At 43.3% G+C, this 23,447-nt stretch carries 15 protein-coding genes; 11 read left to right on the plus strand and 4 right to left on the minus strand.

The features are described 5' to 3' along the window. Positions 1–693 precede the first annotated feature (693 nt). The 6 genes from mnmG (at position 694) to LKD46_RS06825 (ending at position 8,680) form a co-directional block, all read left to right on the plus strand. Positions 694–2,583, plus strand: coding sequence for a tRNA uridine-5-carboxymethylaminomethyl(34) synthesis enzyme MnmG (mnmG, locus tag LKD46_RS06800; protein WP_110103556.1), 1,890 nt, complete (start codon positions 694–696; stop codon positions 2,581–2,583). 45 nt (positions 2,584–2,628) lie between these two features. Next, the gene (gene rsmG, locus LKD46_RS06805; protein WP_059086520.1) at positions 2,629–3,348 is read left to right on the plus strand and encodes a 16S rRNA (guanine(527)-N(7))-methyltransferase RsmG; all 720 of its coding nucleotides are present in this window, start codon (positions 2,629–2,631) and stop codon (positions 3,346–3,348) included. A gap of 302 nt (positions 3,349–3,650) precedes the next feature. Further along, positions 3,651–4,721, plus strand: a complete 1,071-nt coding sequence (locus LKD46_RS06810) for an ABC transporter ATP-binding protein (protein ID WP_021651032.1) — start codon at positions 3,651–3,653, stop codon at positions 4,719–4,721. Further along, positions 4,718–5,581 (plus strand): ABC transporter permease, encoded by an 864-nt coding sequence (locus LKD46_RS06815; RefSeq protein WP_015526545.1) that lies wholly within the window; start codon positions 4,718–4,720, stop codon positions 5,579–5,581. Before LKD46_RS06810 ends, LKD46_RS06815 begins: the two co-directional genes overlap by 4 nt. 13 nt (positions 5,582–5,594) lie before the next feature. Continuing rightward, a complete protein-coding gene (locus tag LKD46_RS06820) occupies positions 5,595–7,124 on the plus strand; it encodes a GldG family protein (protein WP_173740566.1) in 1,530 nt (509 codons plus the stop codon). Next, positions 7,124–8,680: a DUF4340 domain-containing protein gene (locus LKD46_RS06825; RefSeq protein ID WP_227573947.1), complete on the plus strand. Its 1,557-nt coding sequence runs from the start codon at positions 7,124–7,126 to the stop codon at positions 8,678–8,680. The genes LKD46_RS06820 and LKD46_RS06825 overlap by 1 nt, the downstream gene beginning before the upstream one ends. A gap of 147 nt (positions 8,681–8,827) precedes the next feature. On the opposite strand, the gene LKD46_RS06830 is transcribed toward LKD46_RS06825, so the two are convergent. Further along, entirely contained in the window at positions 8,828–9,115 is a 288-nt protein-coding gene (locus tag LKD46_RS06830) for a hypothetical protein (RefSeq protein ID WP_114001990.1), read from the minus strand. Positions 9,116–9,347: 232 nt separating this feature from the next. Further along, positions 9,348–13,013: a YhgE/Pip domain-containing protein gene (locus LKD46_RS06835; protein ID WP_227573948.1), complete on the minus strand. Its 3,666-nt coding sequence runs from the start codon at positions 13,011–13,013 to the stop codon at positions 9,348–9,350. 581 nt (positions 13,014–13,594) lie between these two features. Between LKD46_RS06835 and LKD46_RS06840 the strand changes: the two genes are divergently transcribed. Continuing rightward, complete coding sequence (locus tag LKD46_RS06840) at positions 13,595–14,185, plus strand: TetR-like C-terminal domain-containing protein (protein ID WP_015526541.1); 591 nt, start codon at positions 13,595–13,597, stop codon at positions 14,183–14,185. A 253-nt stretch (positions 14,186–14,438) separates the two neighbouring features. Here LKD46_RS06840 and LKD46_RS06845 read toward each other — a convergent pair whose 3' ends face one another. After that, entirely contained in the window at positions 14,439–15,392 is a 954-nt protein-coding gene (locus LKD46_RS06845; RefSeq protein ID WP_015526540.1) for an alpha/beta fold hydrolase, read from the minus strand. 613 nt (positions 15,393–16,005) lie between these two features. Then, positions 16,006–16,455, minus strand: a complete 450-nt coding sequence (locus LKD46_RS06850) for an SseB family protein (RefSeq protein WP_044962418.1) — start codon at positions 16,453–16,455, stop codon at positions 16,006–16,008. Between the two features lie 3,409 nt (positions 16,456–19,864). Here LKD46_RS06850 and LKD46_RS06855 point away from each other — a divergent pair. From LKD46_RS06855 to serS, 4 genes are read left to right on the plus strand one after another with little or no spacing between them, the layout of a single operon-like run. Continuing rightward, positions 19,865–20,632: a ParA family protein gene (locus LKD46_RS06855; RefSeq protein ID WP_092072358.1), complete on the plus strand. Its 768-nt coding sequence runs from the start codon at positions 19,865–19,867 to the stop codon at positions 20,630–20,632. After that, on the plus strand, positions 20,632–21,564 hold the full coding sequence (locus tag LKD46_RS06860; protein WP_022426830.1) for a ParB/RepB/Spo0J family partition protein: 933 nt from the start codon (positions 20,632–20,634) through the stop codon (positions 21,562–21,564). Before LKD46_RS06855 ends, LKD46_RS06860 begins: the two co-directional genes overlap by 1 nt. An 8-nt stretch (positions 21,565–21,572) precedes the next feature. Beyond that, positions 21,573–22,094 (plus strand): DUF4446 family protein, encoded by a 522-nt coding sequence (locus LKD46_RS06865; protein ID WP_015526535.1) that lies wholly within the window; start codon positions 21,573–21,575, stop codon positions 22,092–22,094. Between the two features lie 44 nt (positions 22,095–22,138). After that, positions 22,139–23,434 carry a serine--tRNA ligase gene (serS, locus tag LKD46_RS06870; RefSeq protein ID WP_015526534.1) on the plus strand — a complete coding sequence of 432 codons (1,296 nt, stop codon included), beginning with the start codon at positions 22,139–22,141 and terminating at the stop codon, positions 23,432–23,434. Positions 23,435–23,447: the final 13 nt, after the last annotated feature.

The following is a 23,447-nucleotide window of genomic DNA, read 5'->3' on the forward strand; positions in this document are numbered from 1 at the left end:
CGGGGATCTGGCCGTATATGCCACATAGGCTGCGGCCCCCCGCAGAGGGTAGATCACATTGGAATGTGAGAAAACCGCAAAGGGGCACAAGGCCGCGCCCCTCTGCACACCCCTGGGCCTTTTTTATATAGTGCAGCGATTGTGGAAAACTGAAAGAAACTAACTTGTGCCTGTATGCTTCTGTACTGGCAATTCGACACTGAGCCGAAATGTATCAAACGGAACTTTGTATATTTCTGTAGGATATATTGTTGCATAATATAGATTACGGAGACCCGGCCGTATATGCCGCATGGGTTGTGGAACCTCGGCCGCATATGCCGCATAGATTGCGGCTCCCTGCTGTACGCCACATGGATTGCAGAATTCCGCAGACGTGCATCGCACGTCGAGAACCTCATTACAGTTCCACTGCAACCCCCTCGGCACAACGTTCCGCATCCAATACCGAAGCATACAGACAAAAGTCAACACCGTATCACACACCACAACCCAAGAACTCCTAAAAAAAAGCCCGAGGGGTGTGCAGAGGGGCCGTGGCTTTACGGCCCCTTTGCGGTTTTCCACAGCTTCCCAAAGCAAAAAAACCAGGCCCTCTGCCAAGAAAGTAAAAATAAAACCAAAAACCAACCACACAATAAACAAAGAAAAAGAATAAGAGAAAAATAAGAGAAAAAATAAAGGAGAAAAAGCATGAAAAATCTGGAACAGTTTTTCGACATCATAGTAGTAGGCGCCGGCCACGCAGGCTGCGAAGCATCACTGGCATGCGCCCGCTTAGGGCTCAACACAGTCATGTTCACAGTCAGCGTAGACAGCATCGCCCTTATGCCCTGCAACCCCAATGTAGGCGGCAGCTCCAAAGGGCATCTCGTCCGTGAACTGGATGCTCTCGGTGGGGAAATGGGTAAAAACATAGACAAAACCTTCATCCAGTCCAAAATGCTCAACCAGTCCAAAGGCCCTGCAGTCCATTCCCTTCGTGCACAGGCCGATAAACAGGCCTACAGCACAGAAATGAGAAAGACACTGGAAAATACAGAGAACTTAACCATCCGCCAGGGTGAAGTGACCGAGCTTCTGGTAGAAGACGGGCACATCACCGGTGTAAAAACCTTCTCAGGGGCCACCTACCACGCAAAAGCTGTAGTCCTCTGTACAGGAACCTACCTCAAGGCCCGCTGCATTTACGGCGACGTCAGCAACTATACAGGACCGAACGGCCTTCAGGCAGCCAATTACCTTACGGATTCCCTGAAAAAGCTGGGGATCGAAATGTTCCGCTTCAAAACAGGAACTCCGGCCAGAATCGCCGGAAACACCATTGATTATTCTAAGATGGAAGAGCAGTTCGGAGATGAAAGAGTCGTACCGTTCTCTTTTTCCACAAACCCGGAAGCTGTACAGATCGAGCAGAAATCCTGCTGGCTGACCTATACAAACGAAAAAACACACGAGATCATTCGTGCAAATCTGGACAGATCCCCCCTTTATTCCGGAATGATCGAAGGAACCGGACCACGTTACTGTCCGTCTATCGAAGATAAAGTCGTTCGTTTTGCAGACAAAAAACGCCATCAGGTATTTATCGAACCGGAAGGTCTTTACACAAATGAAATGTACATCGGCGGAATGTCCAGCTCCCTGCCGGAGGATGTTCAGTACGAGATGTACCATTCCGTACCGGGTCTGGAGAACGCCAGGATTGTAAAAAATGCTTACGCTATTGAGTATGACTGCATCAATCCGCGCCAGCTCTATCCCACACTGGAATTCAAAAAGATCAAGGGCCTTTTCAGTGGCGGACAGTTTAACGGAAGCTCCGGATATGAGGAAGCAGCCGCTCAGGGCCTCATAGCGGGAATTAATGCAGCTATGGAGGTAAAAGGCCGGGAACAGCTGATTTTGGACCGCTCAGAGGCATATATTGGCGTTCTCATCGATGATCTGGTAACAAAGGAGAACCATGAGCCGTACCGAATGATGACAAGCCGTGCTGAGTACCGTCTGCTCCTCCGCCAGGACAACGCAGATCTTCGTCTTCGCAAAAAAGGCTGGGAGGTCGGCCTGATCGATGATGAGACATACCATAAATTACAGGAAAAAGAGCGCCGGATCCAGGAAGAGATCGAGAGAGTGGAACATGCAACCGTAGGTGGTTCTGCAGAGGTACAGAGCCTTCTGGAATCTCTGAACAGTACCCTTCTGAAATCCGGAACCACCATTGCAGAGCTGATCCGTCGGCCGGAGCTTAACTATAAGGTGCTTGCACCCATCGATAAAGAAAGACCGGAGCTTCCGGAAGATGTATGTGAGCAGGTAGAGATCAACATCAAATATGATGGCTATATCCGCCGCCAGATGAAGCAGGTAGAGCAGTTTAAGAAACTGGAGCAGAAAAAGCTTCCGGAAGACATTGATTACGAAGATGTAGGAAGCCTCCGCATTGAGGCACGCCAGAAGCTGGAAGCCTACAGACCGGTGTCCATCGGTCAGGCGTCCCGTATCTCCGGTGTATCCCCGGCTGACATTTCCGTACTTCTTGTATATCTGGAAAGCAGATCCGGACATAAACACGGATAATACAACGAATAACAATAAAACACAGAAAATAAGAGAGGAAGCTGCATGTACAATTTAGAAATCCTGGAAAAAGGCTGCGAGGAGCTTGGGATCACACTCAGTGACACGCAGAAAAACCAGTTTATCCGGTTCTACGAATATCTTGTAGAAAAAAACAAAGTCATGAACCTCACCGGTATCACAGAATTTGACGAGGTTCTCGTGAAACATTTCCTGGACAGCCTCTGCTGCGTCAAGGCTGTAGATATGGGTAAGATAAAAACCGTTATGGACATCGGAACCGGCGCCGGATTCCCGGGTGTTCCCCTGAAGATTGCCTTCCCGGAGGTGGAAGCCTGCCTTCTGGACTCCCTCAATAAAAGAGTAAAATTCCTGGAAGAAACCTTTGCGCTCCTGGGCCTGGAGGGGATTTCCGCCATTCACGGAAGAGCTGAAGAATATGCAAAAAACAAAGCCTACAGAGAAAAATATGATCTCTGCGTATCCAGAGCAGTATCCGGACTTGCAACCCTGTCTGAATACTGTCTCCCGTATGTAAAAGTCGGAGGGCTTTTTGTCTCCTATAAATCCGGTTCTGTAAAGGAAGAAGCAGAAGCAGCAGAGAAAGCAGTAAAGATCCTTGGTGGAAAGATCAGGGATATTCAGTACTTTGACCTTCCGGGCTCCGAGATCGGCCGCTCCCTGGTCATTATCGAGAAGGTAAAGAACACCCCGGGCAAATATCCGAGAAAAGCCGGAACACCGCTCAGAGAGCCACTGGCATAAGATACCTCCTGTCGAACAAAGGCAAAATCTGTCCGACAGGAGATTTTTTTGTCCGGGAGTTTCACAAAATTATCACAAATTTATCCTACTTTTATCACAAATTACTTTTACACTATAATCCGATAGAGATGCCCCTGGATTCCCCCATTCTCTGTTTCATCCAGGGGCATTTTCTATTGGTGTTGAAAAGACGCCAGAGTCAAGGGCTTCAGTTTCAGGACCTTTTGCCTCTGGCATCTTATAAAATGGGAAATCGATAATTAAAAAAAGTATTTCCCTGAGAATAAAAGGAGGAGAGTAAAGTGATCGAAGTAAGTAATCTGGTCAAAAAGTATGGTGATCATACTGCAGTTGACCATCTTTCCTTTCAGATCGAAAAGGGGAAAATTTACGGATTCCTGGGCCCCAACGGTGCAGGAAAATCAACAACTATGAACATGATCACAGGATACATTGCTTCCACAGAAGGAAAAGTGATGATCGATGGTCATGATATTCTGGAGGAACCGGAGGCAGCCAAGAAATGTATCGGCTATCTGCCGGAAATGCCGCCGCTCTATTTTGACATGACTGTTCTTGAGTACATGAAATTTGCGGCTGATCTGAAAAAAATCCCAAGAAACCAAAAAGACAAGCAGATAAAAGAAGTCATGGATATGGTAAAGATCACAGACATGAAAGACCGTCTGATCAAAAACCTTTCCAAAGGTTATCGCCAGAGAGTGGGTCTTGCACAGGCAATCCTAGGATATCCTGAAGTGATCATCCTGGATGAGCCGACAGTAGGACTTGACCCGAAGCAGATCATCGAGATCCGTGACCTGATCAAAGGCCTGAAGCAGAAGCACACGGTTATCCTAAGCTCCCATATCCTTTCCGAGGTAAGAGCAGTGTGTGATTATGTTCTGATCATTTCCCATGGAAAGCTGGTAGCCAGCGATACACCGGATAATCTGGAACGTCTGGCAGCAGGCTCCAACAGCCTCCTTATGAAGGTAAAAGGCGAGAAAGACACGATTCGAAAAGCTCTGGAAACGATCGAAGGCGTAACCGGAGTGGAAATGTCCTATGACAGCGATGAAAAATTGTGGAAAACAAAACTTTCCATTCAGGAAAATGTGGACATCCGTGAAAAAGTCTTCTACGCTATGGCAAAAGCGAACTGTCCAATCTACGAGATGCAGGTTAAGAGAGTTTCCCTTGAGGATGTATTCCTTGAGCTTACCGAAGGAGAGAAAAAATCCGCCGGAAAACCGGAAAGCTCACAGTGGAAACCGGTAGAAGACAGATCATCGGAAGAAGAAAAAACTCAGGAAGAAAAAAACGGGGAACCAGAGAAGGCTTCTGATGAGAAAGAGGGGGATCAGTCATGACAGCGATTTTTAAAAGAGAACTGAAAAGCTATCTGACCTCCATGGTTGGATATCTCTTCATATTTTTTGTCCTGGTGCTGACCGGAATTTATTTTTCCGCATATCAGCTTTCAGGCGGCTATTCAAAATTTGAAACTACCTTAAGTGCACTGACCTTTGTGTTCCTGATCGGTGTGCCGATCCTTTCCATGCGCGTACTTGCAGAAGAGCGCAAGCAGAAAACGGATCAGCTTCTTCTGACCGCACCGGTATCTGTATGGGATATCGTATTTGGAAAATATCTTGCACTGGTAGCTGTGTTTGCCATTCCGGTCGTGATCATGTGCGTTTATCCTCTGATCATGAGTAAGTTCGGAACGATTTCCTATGCTTCCGCATACACCGGAATCCTGGGATTTTTCCTTCTGGGATGCGCGAATCTGGCGATCGGTGTATTTATGTCAGCGCTTACAGAAAGCCAGGTAATTGCAGCCGTACTTACGTTTGTATTCCTGTTCGCCTTCTATATGATGAACGGAATTTCCTCATTCTTTTCACAGACCTCCATGTCAACTGCAGTGGCATTCGGACTTCTGATCGTGGCGATCGCGATCATCATTTATACTATGATCAAAAATGTCCTGATCTCTGTAGTGATCGGAGCTGTGGGAGAGATTGCCCTTGTGATCGTATACGTTGTAAAATCCAGTATTTTCCAGGGTGGTATCCAGAAGGTACTGAACGTATTTAACCTGAGCGGACATTATGATAATTTTACAAAAGGCGTGTTTGACGTGACAGGAATCGTTTATTTTATTTCTGTTATTGCGATCTGCCTGTTCCTTACCATGCAGTCCATTCAGAAGAGACGCTGGAACTAGGGGGTGAATGGAAATGAAATTCAGTGAGAAATTTAAGAAAAATAAAGGCGAGGCAGCCGTACCGGAGACCGCACAGGACTCCGGCAAAAAGAAACATAAACCGGATCCGAAAAAGCTGGTAGGCACCATCAGCAAAAAACATATCAAAAATGGTTCCTACAGCATGGCTATGGCAGCAGTCTTTATCGTGATCGTGGTTGTGATCAATATGATCGTCGGTGCGATCCCATCCAAATATTCACAGCTGGATGTAAGCTCATCCAAGCTTTACACCATCGGTGATGAAACAAAGAAGGTACTGAAGGCACTGGATAAGGATGTTACCATTTATCAGATCGCGGCAAGCGGTTCTGAGGACGACACGATCTCCAATCTGCTTTCACGTTATAAAGATGAGTCCAAGCATATTAAAGTTGAGGTAAAAGACCCTGTTGTAAATCCGAAATTTGCATCGGAATATACAACCGATGATCTTGCGTCAAACAGCCTGATCGTAGTTTGCGGCGACAGAAACAAGGTTATCAATTACAACGATATGTATTCCTCTTCAGTAGACTATAATACCTGGCAGCAGACTACTACCGGATTTGATGGAGAAGGACAGATCACAAGTGCGATCGGTTATGTAACATCCGAGGATCTTCCGATCATGTACACCTTATCCGGACACGGAGAAAAAGATCTGGATTCCAGCTTTAAAGAAGATATCCAGAAAGCAAACATTGATATTAAGGAGCTGAACCTTCTCACAGAGGGAAAGGTTCCGGATGATGCAGACTGCCTGATGATCGTATCTCCGACCAGCGATATTTCCGAGGAAGAAAAAACAGAGCTCCTGGATTATCTGGAGGCAGGCGGAAAAGCTATGATCTTCTCGGATTATACACAGGATGATCTGCCGAACTTTGATGCGGTTCTTGAAAACTATGGTGTAAAGTGTGCAGAGGGAATCGTATTTGAGGGTGATAATCAGCATTATGGAATGCAGATGCCATATTATCTTGTACCAACAGTCAACAGCACAGATGCAAGCTCTGAGACAGCTTCTGCAGGCTCCTACGTACTGGCACCGTATGCACAGGGCATTCAGAAAACAGATGATGTAAGAGATACCGTAACCATCGACAGTATCCTGACAACCTCTGACAAGGCTTACTCCAAAACAAATATGCAGAGCAGCAATATCGAAAAGGAAGACGGAGATGTAGACGGACCGTTTGATCTTGGTGTTGCTATCACTGAGAAACTGGATGATGATAAGGAAACACAGATCGTTTACTACTCCACAGCAAATCTGATGGAGAGCCAGGTAAACCAGATGGTATCCGGCGGAAATGAAAAGCTCCTTCTGGAGTCCTTAAACTGGATGACCAGCACAGACGACAGCAATTCCGTTTCTATTCCATCCAAGAGCCTTGAGTCCACAAGCCTGACAGTAACCGATTATGATGCAGCCTTCTGGAAGATCTGTACCATTGGTCTGATCCCGGGAGTGTTCCTTGTTGCAGGATTCCTGATCTGGTTTAAGAGGAGAAAAGCATAATGAAAAAATCGACCAAACTTGTTTCAGCAGTTGTTGTTCTGGCAGTTCTCGGCGGCGTTTATGTGGGACTGAACACCTACGTATCCAAAGAAGAAAAGACAGAGAGCAGCGAAGAGGAAAGCAAAACAGAAGTGTTTTCCGTGAAAACGGATGACATTAAATCCCTGGAATTTATCGTAGACAAGAAGGAAGTGACCTTTGAGAAAAAAGATGATTCCTGGGTGAAAAAGGATGAGACTGCTTTTCCTGTAAATCAGACAACTCTGGATTCCGCAGCTTCCGCCATCGAAAAGGTGGAAGCGGACAGAGTCCTGGAGGATGTGGAGGATCTTACGGAATATGGACTGGATTCCCCATCTAACACGGTAACTGTTGATACCGCTGATGGGACAACGAAACTCAACATCGGAGATGAGAATACGTCTACGAATCAGTATTACATTTCCAGGGATGATGATGACAGCACGGTATATGTAGTGGCAGCGGACACAGTGTCTCCGTTTATGGATTCCCTTTACGATTATGCACAGGGAGAAGATTTCCCGACAATTGATTCTTCCACAGTGAAAAAGGTCCAGGTCAGCGAGGATAAAGATTCCTATGTCTTGGAAGAAAATTCCGACGGAACTACCTGGGATGTTTCCGGTGACGGAAGCAGCGATAAAGAGTCTGCCGATACAACGGCAGCAGGAAACGTAACCTCCGGACTTGGAAGCTTTGCATTTGACCAGTTTGTAAACTACAATGCAGAGGATCTTTCCCAGTATGGCCTTGATAAGCCCTATGCGACGATTGCAGTGGATTATCAGGAAGAGGTGAAGAATGACAGCACAGACAGTACAGAATCCGGAGAAAACGATTCTATGGCCTCTGAGAGCGATTCTGAGAGCAGCGACACTACTGACACGGACAGCAGCTCAGAAGATGCAGACAGCAAGACAACCACAGTGGATAAACAGCTTGTCATTTACGTTGGTGATGAGGCAGGAGATGGCAGCAGATATGTAACGGTAGATAACAAACAGATCTATACAATGTCAACAGATACATTGAGTGCAGTTATTGACAAGACGCCGTCAGATCTCTGGTCACTGATCGTCAATTATCTGTCTGTAAAAAATCTGGATCAGCTCCAGGTTACTTACGGTGAAACAACAAGTACTGTAAATGTTTCACGTGAAACATCCACAGATGATGACGGAAACGAAAAAGAAACAACAACCTATCAGCTGGATGGTAAGGAAATAGAAAGTACAACCTTTACCACCTTCTACAACAAGCTGATAAACATGGCAGGACAGAAGAGACTGACAGACGCTTATACACCAGCTGCAGACCCGGAGATGACCGCTGTATTCACAGACTCTGACAAGAACCAGACAACCGTTACCTTCTACACATATGACACAAACTATTATGCAGCTGTCGTTGGAGACAAGGTATTTCTTGTAAACAAAATGACAGTAAAAGAAATGTTCAATGCATATGAAACCATGGTAAACGGTGAAACAGAGACAGAAGCCACAGCAACACCAACAGCTGAGGCGGAAAAATAAAATATTAAGAAAATAAATAAAAACACCTCGGAGATCCGTAAATAATAAGGTGATCTCCGAATATCCGTTTGATGATCAGATATTCGGAGACACCACACAGATCAGGATTTTCCGGGGTGTTTTTATGTTGCTGTTATTTTACGGTCCTTACAGATGAATAAGGTCCGTATATTTTTTTACCGTTTGTGATGCGGTATGCACGGATACGGTATTTGGTTGCGGTGCCTGGCTTTTTATCGGTGTAGGTTGTATTTTTTGTATTGCCGATAGCTTTCCAGGTTTTACCCTGAAGACAGTAAATGGTGTAGCATAGGTGATGATTCCGTCTGTTTTTGCGGTCAGTGGATTAGATGCATACCAGGTTGCTTTTCCATTGAAAACCGCAGGCTTGCAGTCAGAAAGAGCTCCGGTTTGTGAGTAGATCTGAGAAGTCATATTGCCGCTTCTTCTGAATCTGACAGGAGTGTTTCTGAACTGAAATCTGCTGCATAGGTCAGGCACGGTGTACTGGCGAGCTTGATTTTCTATAACTGCTATAATTATAGCGTGGAGAATTGACGAGGACAATATAAAAAAACTGTACAGAAGCTCATCTGAGCAACTGTACAGTTTTAATTTTTCTATATCTAACAGAAGGTTCGGGGGAGCTTCTGTCAGTAACTAAGTATTATGCAAGACCTCTTTCTTCCAGCCAGTCGAAGAGAACAACTTTTTCTGCTTTCTTTCTCTTGGTCATGTGATTGAACTGAAGGATCGTCAGGATCGTGAAGATCACTAACAGTGCAACCATTACAATGATGGAAGTGGTAATGCTTCGGCCACCGCTGATCGTTGCACGGAATGCGTCGACCGTATAAGTAAACGGAACGTATGCATGGATCTTTGCAACGAATGAAGGTGAAACCTCAACCGGATAAGTTCCGGCAGATCCTGCAAGCTGAACGACCATGAATACCAGCATCAGGAAGCTTCCTACTTTACCAAGAGTAATGTTGAAGAAGTACATGATAGAGGTAAAGGTCATTGATGTCAGGCAGGCGAAGAGTACGGTTTTGCCCATCTCTGCAGGTGTGAATCCGTTAAATGCACGTAACAGCAGGATCAGGCAGATTCCCTGAAGGATCGCTACCGGATAAAGGACGGAAGCTTTGCTTGCCCACCATGCGAAACCGGATTTCAGTTTGCCCTTATACTGAGCCAGAGGATACATCAGGCAGAATGCCAGTGCGCCGACCCAGAGGCCTACAGACATCATGTAAGGTGCCATTGCGTGTCCGTTATTCGGGACATCGGTAAGTTTTGTTTCATCGTTCACAACAGGAGTTGCGAACATTTTGATCGTTTCATTACTTGCTGAATTGTCTTTTACAGTGGTAGCTCCATCGCTGAGGCTTGTGGTCAGTGTCTTGGAACCGTCTTTCAGTTCTTTCATACCGCTTCCAAGCTTCTTGGATCCATCATACAACTGAGAGGAACCGCTCTGGATCTGGGCAGCGCCATCTGCAAGCTGTTTTGCACCATTGTTAAGTGTGCTGTTGTTGCTTACAAGCTTCTCGGTACCGCTGAGAAGCGTTGAGGTACCGTTTGCTAATGTCTTAGTTCCGTTTGCAAGAGTAGTAGCACCGCTGGAAAGGGTTTTGGCTCCTGTTGAGAGCTTTTTGGTACCGTCTGTAAGAGCGGAGCTGTTTTCGGAAAGCTTAGCAACACCATCGGTGTAGGTTGTGATTCCGGTTGTCAGTGTTCCGGAACCATTGGCTAATGCTTTTGTTCCATCTGCAAGAGTAGCAGCACCGCTGGAAAGAGCCTTGGCTCCTGTTGCCAGTTTCTTGGTGCCGTCTGTAAGAGCAGCACTGTTTTCGGAAAGCTTTGCAATACCATCGGTGTAAGTTGTGATTCCATCTGTCAGTGCCTTAGAACCATCTGCCAGCTGACCTGCACCGGATTTGATATCCGGAAGTGCGTTAGTGATCTGTTTGCCGGCTGTTTTCAGATTCTTTGCACCGTCATTGAGCTGCTTATCATAAGATGTCAGTTGGTCAAATCCATCGTTCAGAGCTTTGATTCCTGCTGCTGCAGCCGGGAAGGCTTCGACTGTGCCGTCTTCCAGAGACTGAAGTCCTGCGGAAACGTTCTTGGTTCCTGTGTTTACAGCCTGTGCACCCTGATACAGCTGGGTAACACCTGCAGAAAGCTGAGCGATCAGATCTGTAGGAAGCTGACTTGTAGCTGCAGATAACTGCTCTGCACCTGCGCTCATGGTTGTTGCACCTGCACTCATCTGGTTTGCACCATTTGTCATGGTTGTTGCACCCTCAGAAAGTGTGCCGGCACCCTGAGTCAGTCCTCCGGAGATCTGAGTCAGTCCGGAAGCTGCTTCGTTAAGCTTGGAAGCAACAGTATTCAGATTTTCCTGAGTAGAAGAGAGCTGACCGGATACACCAGCTGCAAGCTGTGAAACCTGATCAGAATAGCTGCTCATGTAAGAACCGTCCACGCCAGTCATTCCACCGGCTACGCTGTTTAAAGCGTTGATCACATCATTCAGAGCTGCTGCGGAAATGGTTCCGTCCTCAGAAGCGGTTGCCTGAATCGCCTGAAGCTGTGCTGCTAAATCGGTCATTGTCTGTCCGGCAGTACCAATCTTGGTATTTGCATCAGTAAGTGCCTCCGTTGTCTGCTGTCCGTATCCTGTAAGTATGCTGCTGACCTGATCACCTACCTGTGAGAACTGTGTGCCTGCATTCTGGAGAGCAGGGATCAGACTGTCTGTGATACTGCTGCTGGTCTGACTTGTGATGCCTGCGGCCTGAGTGATATATCCGGCTGCGTTGTTGATTCCGTCTGCGGCATTGTTCATACCAGCTGCAGCACTGTTCATACCAGCTGCGGCTGTGTCCATACCATCCTTTGCGGAAGTAAGGCCGGCTGCAAGCTTGTTGATGGATTCCTGTGTTGTTCCCTCTTTCAGAGCAGAAACCTTATCGTTCAGGGCTTTCAGTCCGTTTTCCAGCTGCTGTGTTCCGGATATCAGTGACTGTGAGTCATCGGTTCCTTTGGTAACACCGGTATTCAGCTGAGAGATACCATTGGAAACTGTTGTGAGTCCGTCTTCAAGTTTTGCAAGCTCTTTGGCACCGGCTGCGAGTTTGCCAGCACCAGCCACATAGGTGGTAGTTCCATCTGCAAGAGTGTCAGCACCAGCTACATACTGTGTTGCTCCGTCGGAAAGAGTATCAATACCTGCACTTAATGCATTTGCACCGGATTCCAGGCTACTTGCGCCGGATTTCAGTGTATCAGAATTTTTATTAAGCTCATCCACACCAGCGGTGTACTGCTGAACACCTTCATCCAGAGTATCTACACCGGTTGTCAGCTCCGGAACCTTTTCTGTCAGAGCTGCAACGCCGCTGTTCAGCTGGTTTGCACCGGATTCCAGGCTGCTTGCGCCGGATTTCAGTGCATCAGAATTTTTATTAAGCTCATCCACACCAGCGGTGTATTGCTGAACACCTTTATCCAGAGTATCCACACCGGTTGTCAGCTCAGGAACCTTTTCTGTGAGAGTTGCAACGCCGCTGTTCAGCTGATCTGCACCATCGTCCAGGCTCTTTGCACCATCGTTAACCTTTGCAACACCATCGGTGTAGGTCTTAAGACCTTCGGTGAGACTGTCAGCACCGCTTACGAAAGTAAGAGTACTGGTGGAAAGCTTCTTAAGGTTTTTGGTAATTGTTTTGTTACCATCAGCTGCTGTATTCAGTCCGTCTTCGATCTTTCCGGATCCGTCTGCAGCTTCCTGCATTCCGTCACCTGCTTCTGAGATAGAATCAAAAACGGTTTCTGTATAGGTTTCCGTAACCTTGGAAGCAATGTTATCACGAAGCTTCAGCATTGCTGTTTCACTGAGCTTGGAGGCGATATAGTTGGTTCCAGGGTTTGTCTCATAGGATAGCTCCATTTGCTTTGGATCGTTGTCCATTACAGTGGCTGCGTTTGCGGAGAAATTTTCCGGAATTTTGATAACCATGTAATAGGTTCCATTGGCCAGACCGTCCTCTGCTGTCTTGCTGTCTACAATGTTAAATGCCATTGAGTCGTTGTCTTTCAGCTCATCCGTCATGTCCTTACCTATGCTCAAGGTCTTGCCATTATACTCGACAGGTTTGTCTTCGTTTACCACGGCCACTGGCAGGCTGTCTACGTTTCCGTAAGGATCCCACATGGATTTCAGAAACAGACCTGCATAGATGATCGGGATTACGATAATGGCGATTACGACGATAAGCATGAGCTTGTTACGAAGTAAGCTTTTCCATTCGTTTTTGATCATATTACCTATCCCTTTCTTATTAAATTGTATTATCAAACATAGTTGATTAATCAAACTTTATTCCAGTAATGGCGACGAGATCTATTAATCATATTAAAATCTATTAATAGCTTTATATTCCATTATCAAACAAAGTGTTGATTTTCTTTACGTGATGTATTATACTAAACACATACCACAGATACAACCATTAAATCTTTACTGAATGTATATTAATAGACGGAAATAATGGAAGTGTCTATTACAAATAAAAAACTGCATAATAGACAAAAAGTACGTTATTTCCTTTGAATTTATGTGCAGTTGGTAATATTAAATGCAGACAGGATTCCTATGTTTCAACACAAATATGCAGCAGATATCTGGTATCGTGTAGGTCGGCGTCGTTAACAATTTTGATCTTGTCAATTCTTAACAACAGCAGATATCTGGTATCATACAGATCGGCGTAGAGAAAGCGAATGCTTTTATTCGTTTGAAGGATGCATTATCATTGTATGACAGTTGCAGAGTATCGTAAGTGACAGGTGATTGAGGCGGAGGAAACGTGCTTGCTTTTTTGAATTGCAGGGGGAATTAAGATGGCGGAAAAAGTTGACAGAAGAGTACGTAAGACCAAGGCACAGTTGCGAGCGGGGCTTGCCCGTCTTATGCAGAAGAAGAGCATTAAGGAGATTACGGTAAAGGAACTGGTGGAAGAAGTTGATATCAACCGCTCCACATTTTATCTTCACTATACAGATATCTATCAGATGCTGGAATCCATTGAGGCTGAATTGATGGAGGAAATCACGCATCTGGTGGCAGACTATCCTCTGGATCCTCTTAATAATAAGGAGAGCTCGTATCCTTTTATTGAGCAGATATTTACGATCCTGGATCATAATAAGGATATTTGTATCGCACTTCTTGGAAAGAATGGAGATATGGCTTTTGTGAATCGTATAGAAAAACTGATCGCAGATACAGTGCTGCATCGCTTGTCAATTCGTCTGCCGAAAGACAACCGTGACATTGAGTATGCGTATGCGTTTTGTCTGAATGGATGCGTGGGAATGATCAAGACATGGCTGTCTTCTGAGAATCAGGAGAGTACACAACATATGGCAGAGCTGACACATAAGCTGATTGATAATACAACACACATGTATCTGGAGCAGGCACTTAGATAAGAGAAATGTCCGGATGCATGCTGTGAGTCTGGTAAAAAATAAAGAGTATTGTTTCACGTTTGTTTGAGGGAAAACTCATGTTTCACGTGAAACAGTACTCTTTTTTTATTGGCTTTTTGTTGGTTTATAGCATTTCCACAAATTACTGTATGAAGCTCAACGGCTCTGAACATGAACAATGTCCTTTTGATACGTTGATTTCCCAAATTACTATAGATAAATTTTGTTTTTGATGCCGGATCATAAGTTGTTTTTACAGGAAAATAGCTACCTGTTCCAGGAAATGTTCCGGATCTTCCAGATGAGGAAGATGTCTGGTTTCCGGGATCACAGCGGTTTCAATGGAAGAATTCAGCTTCTGGTATTCCTCTGCGATAAGAGAAGCGGAAGCTTCTTTTTCTCCGGAAATAATATAGATGCATGCATCGGAAGATTCTACGGCATTATTAATGCTGATATTCAGGTATTTGCCAATGTAGCTGGAATACAGATATTTGGCGTTGGAACCACCCTTGTGAGCGGATTCATAATAGGTGTCTACCAGTGTATCTGTTACATGGAAGGGATTGTAGAACAGCTTTTCCATAAACAGACTGCTGATGGATTCGCGGGAAGCTACCATATGATAGATCAGAGTTCCGAAAATCGGAAGCTCGATAAAATACTTAAAGAGCTTGTTGTCTTTACAAGGTGCCTGCTTCAGGGAACTGAAGCTTGGTGGATTGACCAGCATGATCTTGCGGAAATGGTCGGAATTGTTACGGTAAGCCATGATCGCAAAAGAACCTGAGAAACCACTGGCAATAACATCGGTTTCCTCACGAATCACATTCTTGGCAAAATCACAGAGTAACTGAGCAAATACAAAATTGGTATAAGTAATATCCGGTTTTTCGGAACGTCCACATCCAAGAAGATCAATGGTGTAAACGGTATGTTCGGTTGCGAGCTGCTTCTCTATGGCATTCCATTCATAACCGGAAGCACCTGGCATGATATCATGAATAAGAAGAATAGGGGTGCCATGTCCCTGTTTTGTATAAAAAATCTTTCCAAAACGCCAGTCATAGGTTCTGCTGTGTGGCTGTTCCAGCATATCTTTAAGCTGAGATGTGGCATCTATGAAACGGTTAGCAATATGAATAACACCTGCGGCAGTTCCGACTAAAGCTGCAAGAGTAAGTAGTCTGTGTCCATTTTTCTTCATTAAAAAGCCTCCTGGAATTCGTAAAAATAATCAGGACAGATGTAACGTAATTCAGGTATCTGATCTGATTTTTTCTGAATATTTCTTTGCTTTATTATACGACAGGAACGAAAAATTTACAATGCTTTTGTGGGAACCCTAACCTTGTTATTGTATGCTGCCGCTACTGCCCATTCTGTTCTTGGCAATGATCGCTAAGTTGCTGTTCGTTCTGCTTTCAGTAACGCGCTTCGCAATGCAAAGAATTTATGTTGATTGCATAAATTGGTGCGGTATGGCTTCGGGCTTTCTGCGACCTTCGTTTATAAAAAAACTTACGGAATATTATCAGTGAACAGTAGCATAGCCAATATGCTTCATGATACATAGAAATCAGATTTGGAACCGAATCAAGTAAGTCCCCTGCTTTAATTGCGAAGAGCAATAAGCAGAGGGTGGGGACTTACTTGTATCAGGAGAAAGAAAAACTCCTTCTGATAAACGGCGAAGCAGTTATTTGGTTATGAGCAAGTAGCGAAGCGGATGCTGTTATCCGCTGGAATGCTTTTATACTTCAGTAAAATACCAAGTGTTTCACGTGAAACATTGGACTTGTTATCCGACAGAGCTGATGCTATACAGGATTACCGAGGATGATGTTGATAAGGGTTTTGTTCAGCATCAGTGTGCGGTTCCATGGATTGAGAATTACTCCCTCAACAGACGGCTCTTGCAATGCAGAAGCAAAAATCTTATCAATATCTGCGGTAAATGTGGACATGATCTTATCACTGCCTTTTAACTCTTCGTCAAAGCTGGTAAATGCAGCCCACCATTGCTTTCCATCGTTGGTTTTGATCGCATGAAGAGAAATTTTTCCATCACCTTTTGGAGGTTCTACAGCAATGATCAGCTGTGCCTGCTCCTGCATTCTGTGACGGATTACGGTGAGAGTATGAGCAAGCATTTCTTCGGTTGCTTCTTTTTGGAGTGCTGCAATGGCAGTTTCGATCTTTTCATTGCCATTTAAAGTCTTGTCTAATTGTTCTTTATAGAAATCGTTGCGATTATTTGTGGTGTTCATGTATAAAATATTCCTTTCAATCAGATGATAAATGACTAGTACAGCGAATATTAAGTAACCGCTATATTGACTTGTCTGATTTTTCATATGCTGCGTTGTCGTCAATCGCCGTAGCCACCGCTACGCCTCATTCCTTCGCCTTGCATATGAGAAAATCATCCTACGTCAATATAGCAGAAACTTAATTTTCGCTGTACTAGTACATTGTTTTCGAAATAACTATACCAATTACTTGTTGGTGAATCCGACTGCACAGATCTAAAAGCCTCAGCATAGCCAGCTACGCTTGCATTTTTATACCTGCACACTCGAATCCACATCCCACGCGATTGGTATAGTTATTTACGAAACAATGTATTAGCCGCAAACTGCAAGGAGTTTGCGAATGCTTTCTTTATGGATTATAGCATTTCAGGGGAAAATGAGGCAAGAGAAGAAGTGTTTTTAACTGAATCAAATAAGTCCCCTGGTTCGATTGCGAAAAGCAATAATCGGGGGAACTTGCTTGCATCAGGAGAAGTGCAGGCTCCTTCTGATAAACTGCGAAGCACTTATTCGGTTATGAGCAAGTAGTGAAGCGGATGCTTTTATCTGCTTGAATTAAATCAAGCAGTTTCCTGATTACTGATCACTCCGTTCTTGGTAATACACTTCGCGATGCACAGAAATTATGCTAATCACATAAATTTGCATGGTATGTCCAGGGCTTTCAGTGGTCTTTATTCACAAAAAAACTCGGAGGATAATATTACCAGTTAACAGTAAGTCCCCTGCTTCAATTACGAAAAAGTAAAAAGTAAAAAGTAATAAGCAGTGGGTGGCGTGTATTAGGAAGAATGCAACGGCGTTTAGAAGCAGGGAAAGGAATAGTGGGCATGTCTGAAAACAAGGTACTGCACTAATTCATGTGGCCACTGTTATGGGTACATTGTAAGCAGGCCCTGATAAATTGCAAAGTAGCTATTGGGTGTAGAACTGTGTAGCGAATACGGGTATTTTTATTCGTTTGATCCCAAATTGGATAGATATGTTTGCGCACTTGAAGGTGAGTTGCCAGATACTGTCATCAGTATTCCCCATGATTTCGGTCAGATGCTTTTGTGAACTGGATGGGGAATTGACAAGTTAAGTGAATGTAGTAAAAATGTGTATTTATATGAAAAAATGGAGGGGAAGGCGGAAAATATGGGGGATTTATAGAAGAACGATATAAGAGTAAGGATGAAATAAGAGATTATTTCTGCGAAGAGAACACTATGATAATGACAATAACACAAAAAATAAGTACGATAAAAAGGACTTTATAAAAGAAAATACTGGCAAATAAATAGAAATAATAGGATATTTACGAATGAAAAAGCATTAAAGTACAAATTATAGTACTTTAAATAAAAAAGTACGATAAAACGTACTTTATATGTATACACATATAAAAAAGTCTAAAAATGAAAAATGTGCACCTGCACACATGCGGCAAAAAGATAAAATATAGATCCGTTCCTACTTTAAACATGTAAAATTTTGATTGATCGAATAAAAGAAAGCAGCTGCTTCGATTACAAAAAAACAATAAGCTGTGGGTGGGAAAATACTTGTGCTCTTCCTGATAAACTGTAAAATAGCTATTTTGTGTAAAACTATGATTGAATGCAAAAATTTTTGTCCGCATGACTGGGATAAAGAGAAGACAGGGAAGTGTTTTACGGCTTGATTTAGAAGAAAAAGCCTATTAAGTGAAATTTATTTTATGCCAGTTCTATGCCGGAACTTTATTCAGATATATTTTATATTGGATATTACAAAATGAAACTATGCTTGAAAAAGTCTTTAGTTAACATGTACATAACGAATATATAACAGGATTGGAAGAAAAATGAAATAAATACGCAAATCTTTCGTAAACATAATAAAATAAACAAAAATCGAAAATTCTAGTTTCATAATATTATATTTTTTTACGAGAGATACATGTATTTCACACTATAAAAACACTCCGGGAAAAGAAGTTTCCATTTACTATATATAGATGCTTTTGGGGAATATAAAGATAACAGCCACATTATTTTGTGGATGGAGTTTCTTGTATTTTTTACATGCTTTCGTGATACAGATAATGCCAGAGAGAATATATCGGAGTATTTTTTTGATATTTCTCATTGATTTTATAATGTGTTCGTAACTGTTCAGTACCCTTGCAGTTACAAGTCAAACCGTGTCCTTGATCGATTTTGTTGATGGCATTTTTAACCGGATCGAGGAAGTCACTTGCTTCAATTAAGAATAAAGAGTTATAACCCCATCTTTGACAATTGCAGAAATAAAAAACAGCTGTAGTTCGTGCTTATGTGTTTTATGGTAGGTTTAATATAGATTTTAATCGAATCAAGTAATTCACCTGCTTCAATTGTGAACTACAATAAGCAGTGGTTGGGGACTTGCTTGTATCAGGAGAAGTACAGTCTCCTTCTGATAAACTGCGAAACATTTATTAAGCTATGAGCAGTAGTGAAGAGGATGTTTTTATCCGCTTGACTTAAAAAATGTTTCGCAACAACGACAACTCATATGCGCTTTACGGTAGCGTGATATAGTTTTTAATCGCGTCAGGAGGTCCCCTGCTTCAAGTGTAAGAAGCAATAAGCAGCGGTTGGTGACTTGCTTGTATCAGGAAGAGTACAAGCAAGTTTTGATAAACTGCGGAGCAGTTATTCGGTGTAAAGCTGCGTAGCAACTGCGGATGCTTTTGTTTGTATGACTCGAATCAGGAGTTCCCCCCTGTTTTTGGCTTCAATTGCAAGAAACGATAAGCAGTGGTTGAAGAACTGCTTCTTATCAGGGAAGAGTAGTTTGTAGTTCTTTTGGTAAATCGTGAAGCAGTTATTCAGTGTAGAACTGCGAATGCGTTTACAGATACTTTTGTTCGCTTGATAATAATAGTAATGTTTTTAGTTTTCAGATAAAATTTGAAAATGCTATAAATGCTGTAAAAGAAAGGGATTTCGATGCCTATGTAGCAGTGTGCAAGGTTTCATAAAAGATAATATATCTATACCGAGAAAATCGAATTATTTTCGAGATTACGATAAATCAGAACAATTTCAGCAAAATATCTATAAATGGGAACTTCATTTCTGGTACGTTTTTATGGCATAAAATATATAGTCTGATTGGTAACAAATAAAACTGGAAGTTTATGCGGAGTTGATGGACTTTATAATCGATGTATTGTTACTGTCAAACTTCTGTTTAGTCCGGAATGAGTTTGGGTATACTACACAATAAATAAAATAATTCAAAACCTATTTTCTATTGTTTCACGTGAAACATTATGTGGCAGTTTAAAAATAAAAGTGTTATAATGATATCCAATGAGTAAAAATCCCTTAAAAAAATAAAAAGGAGGGGTACAATGGGACGAATCATTGCAGTTGCCAATCAGAAAGGCGGGGTTGGAAAATCAACGACAGCCATCAATCTATCGGCCTGCCTTGCTGAAAAAGGGAAAAAGGTTCTTGCCATCGACATTGATCCGCAGGGAAATACGACCAGTGGACTTGGCGCAGACAAGAATGCAGTAGAAAACACCCTTTATGAGCTGCTGCTTGGAGAAGCAGAGACCAAGGATACCATTATAAAGAACGTTGTAGATAATGTTGACCTGATACCATCGAATATGAATCTTTCCGGTGCAGAAATTGAACTGGTTGATCTTGAGGATAAAGAATTTATTCTGAAAAAGATCACGGATAAACTTCGCCGGAAATATGATTACATAATCATGGATTGTCCGCCGTCACTGAGTATGCTTACAATTAATGCTTTGACAGCCGCAACCTCCGTTCTGGTGCCGATTCAGTGTGAGTATTATGCATTGGAAGGTTTGTCACAGTTGATACATACCATCGAACTGGTAAGAGACCGATTGAATAAGAGATTGAAGATCGAAGGCGTGGTCTTTACTATGTATGATGCCAGAACAAATCTGTCACTTCAGGTTGTAGAAAATGTAAAAGAAAACCTGGACCAGAATATATACAAAACGATCATACCGAGAAATGTACGACTTGCAGAGGCACCAAGCTATGGAAAACCGATCAATCTGTACGATTCACGATCTACAGGAGCAGAGAGTTATCGCCTCCTGGCAGAAGAAGTTATAGGCAGGGAGGGCGAGTGATGGCTGGAAGAAGAACAGGAGGCCTTGGAAAGGGTCTTGACGCACTGATCCCGAACAAAGCAGGCGGTCCGTCAAAGGAACCTGCAAAAAAGACAAGATCTGCAGTTGTAAAAAAAGACAAACCAACTGAAAAAGATAATCCGGCCGCAGAACGACTTGTGAAAATTTCCAGCGTAGAACCAAATCTGAATCAGCCCAGAAGACATTTTGATGAGGATGCGCTGCTGGAACTTTCGGAATCCATTAAACAGTACGGTGTTCTTCAGCCGTTGTTGGTATCCGATAAGAAGGATTATTTTGAGATCATTGCAGGCGAACGCCGCTGGAGAGCTGCCAAGATGGCAGGGCTCAAGGAAGTTCCTGTTGTTGTAAAAGAGTTTACAGACCAGGAAATCGTAGAAATTTCCCTGATCGAGAACATTCAGCGGGAAGACCTGAATCCTATAGAGGAAGCGATGGCATACAAACGTCTGATGGAAGAGTTTCACCTGAAACAGGATGAAATCGCAGACAGAGTTGCCAAAAGCAGAACTGCAGTAACTAATTCCATGCGTCTTCTGAAGCTTTCTTCAAAAGTTCAGGAAATGGTAATTGCAGATATGATCTCAGCTGGTCATGCGAGAGCACTTCTGGGAATTTCTGATGAAGCTCTTCAGGAAACAACAGCCATGAAGGTTTTTGATGAAAAACTCAGTGTGCGTGAGACGGAAAAACTTGTAAAGAATCTGGTTTCTCCTGCGAAAAAAGTAAAAACAGAGAGAAACACAGCAGAAGATGCCATTTATGAGAGCCTGGAAGAAAAAATGAAAGGTATTATGGGAACAAAGGTATCCATTCAGCGAAAGAAAAACAACAAAGGTAAAATTGAAATTGAATATTATTCCAGAGATGAACTGGAGAGGATCATTGATCTGTTCGAATCTATCAGATAGGAGGCAGAATGAGCGGGATTTTTGAAAGCATGGGAATTGATTCCGGGATTGTGATCATTGTTTTGCTGATCCTTACCATCATTCTTCTGATCAATGTGGTGAGTAGCAATATGCGTCTCAGCCGTTTGGAACGGAAGTACAAGATGTTTATGAGAGGCGGAGATGCACAGTCACTGGAAAAAGTTTTTGTAAGAAAATTTGCACAGATCGATCGGCTGTATGAAGCAAAGGAAGATCATGATCATGACATCAGCTTTATCAAAAAAAATATGAATGTAATGTTCAGCAAATATGGCGTTGAGAAGTATGATGCATTTGATGATGTAGGTGGAAAACTCAGCTTTGCATTGGCGCTTCTTGATAAAAACAATACAGGTCTGATCTTGAATGCGGTTCACAGCCGCGATAACTGTTTCCTTTATTTAAAGGAGATCGTAAAAGGTGAGTCCTATGTTGTACTTAGTCAGGAAGAAGTGGAAGCTTTGAGAAAAGCAGTAAACTTTGGCCTTGGTGAGATTGAGAAGGAATAAAAAACTGCAAAGAGTAAGAATATTTTTAATACAGGAGGAATATCATGTTAGACATTAAGTTTGTGAGAGAGAATCCGGAGGTTGTAAAGCAGAATATCCGCAATAAGTTCCAGGACAGCAAACTGGAGCTGGTTGACAAGGTTCTCGAACTTGATAAAGAAAACAGAGAGATCAAGCAGGAGGTTGAGGCTCTCCGTGCTGAGAGAAACAAGATCTCCAAACAGATCGGTGCTCTTATGGGCCAGGGAAAAAGAGAAGAGGCAGAAGAGGTTAAAAAACAGGTTGCTGCATCCGGAACTCGTATTGAGGAACTTTCTCAGAGAGAGAAAGAGGTTGAGGAAGAGCTTCTGAAAGATATGATGGTGATCCCGAACATCATCGATCCTTCTGTACCGATCGGTAAAGACGACAGCCAGAACGTAGAGATTGAGAAATTTGGTGAGCCGGTTGTTCCGGATTTTGAGGTTCCGTATCATACAGATATCATGGAGAATTTTGATGGAATCGATCTTGACAGCGCAAGACGTGTTGCCGGTAACGGATTCTATTATCTGATGGGTGATATCGCACGCCTTCATTCCGCAGTAATTTCCTATGCAAGAGATTTCATGATCAACCGGGGATTTACTTACTGCGTACCGCCTTTCATGATCAGAAGCAACGTTGTTACAGGCGTTATGAGCTTTGCGGAGATGGATGCTATGATGTACAAGATCGAAGGTGAGGATCTTTACCTGATCGGAACAAGTGAGCATTCCATGATCGGTAAATTCATTGACCAGATCATCCCGGAGGAAGAGCTTCCGAAGACACTTACAAGCTATTCTCCGTGCTTCCGTAAAGAGAAAGGTGCTCATGGACTTGAGGAGAGAGGTGTTTACCGTATCCATCAGTTCGAGAAACAGGAGATGATCGTTGTCTGCAAGCCAGAGGAGAGTAAGATGTGGTTCGACAAGCTGTGGCAGAATACAGTAGATCTGTTCCGTTCTCTTGATATTCCGGTTCGTACGCTTGAGTGCTGCTCCGGTGACCTTGCTGATCTTAAGGTAAAATCCCTCGATGTTGAAGCATGGTCTCCACGTCAGAAGAAATACTTTGAGGTAGGAAGCTGCTCCAACCTTGGAGATGCACAGGCACGTCGTCTGAAAATCCGTGTAAACGGCAAAGATGGCAAGAAATATCTTGCTCATACATTAAACAATACAGTAGTAGCACCTCCGAGAATGCTCATTGCTTTCCTGGAGAATAACCTGAATGCAGATGGATCTGTAAACATTCCAAAAGCTCTGCAGCCATATATGGGCGGTATGACAAAGATTGAGAAAAAGACACGCGCGTAAGAGAAACGCAGGC

This window comes from Blautia fusiformis (assembly GCF_020686995.1).
Taxonomy (GTDB): domain Bacteria; phylum Bacillota; class Clostridia; order Lachnospirales; family Lachnospiraceae; genus Blautia_A; species Blautia_A fusiformis.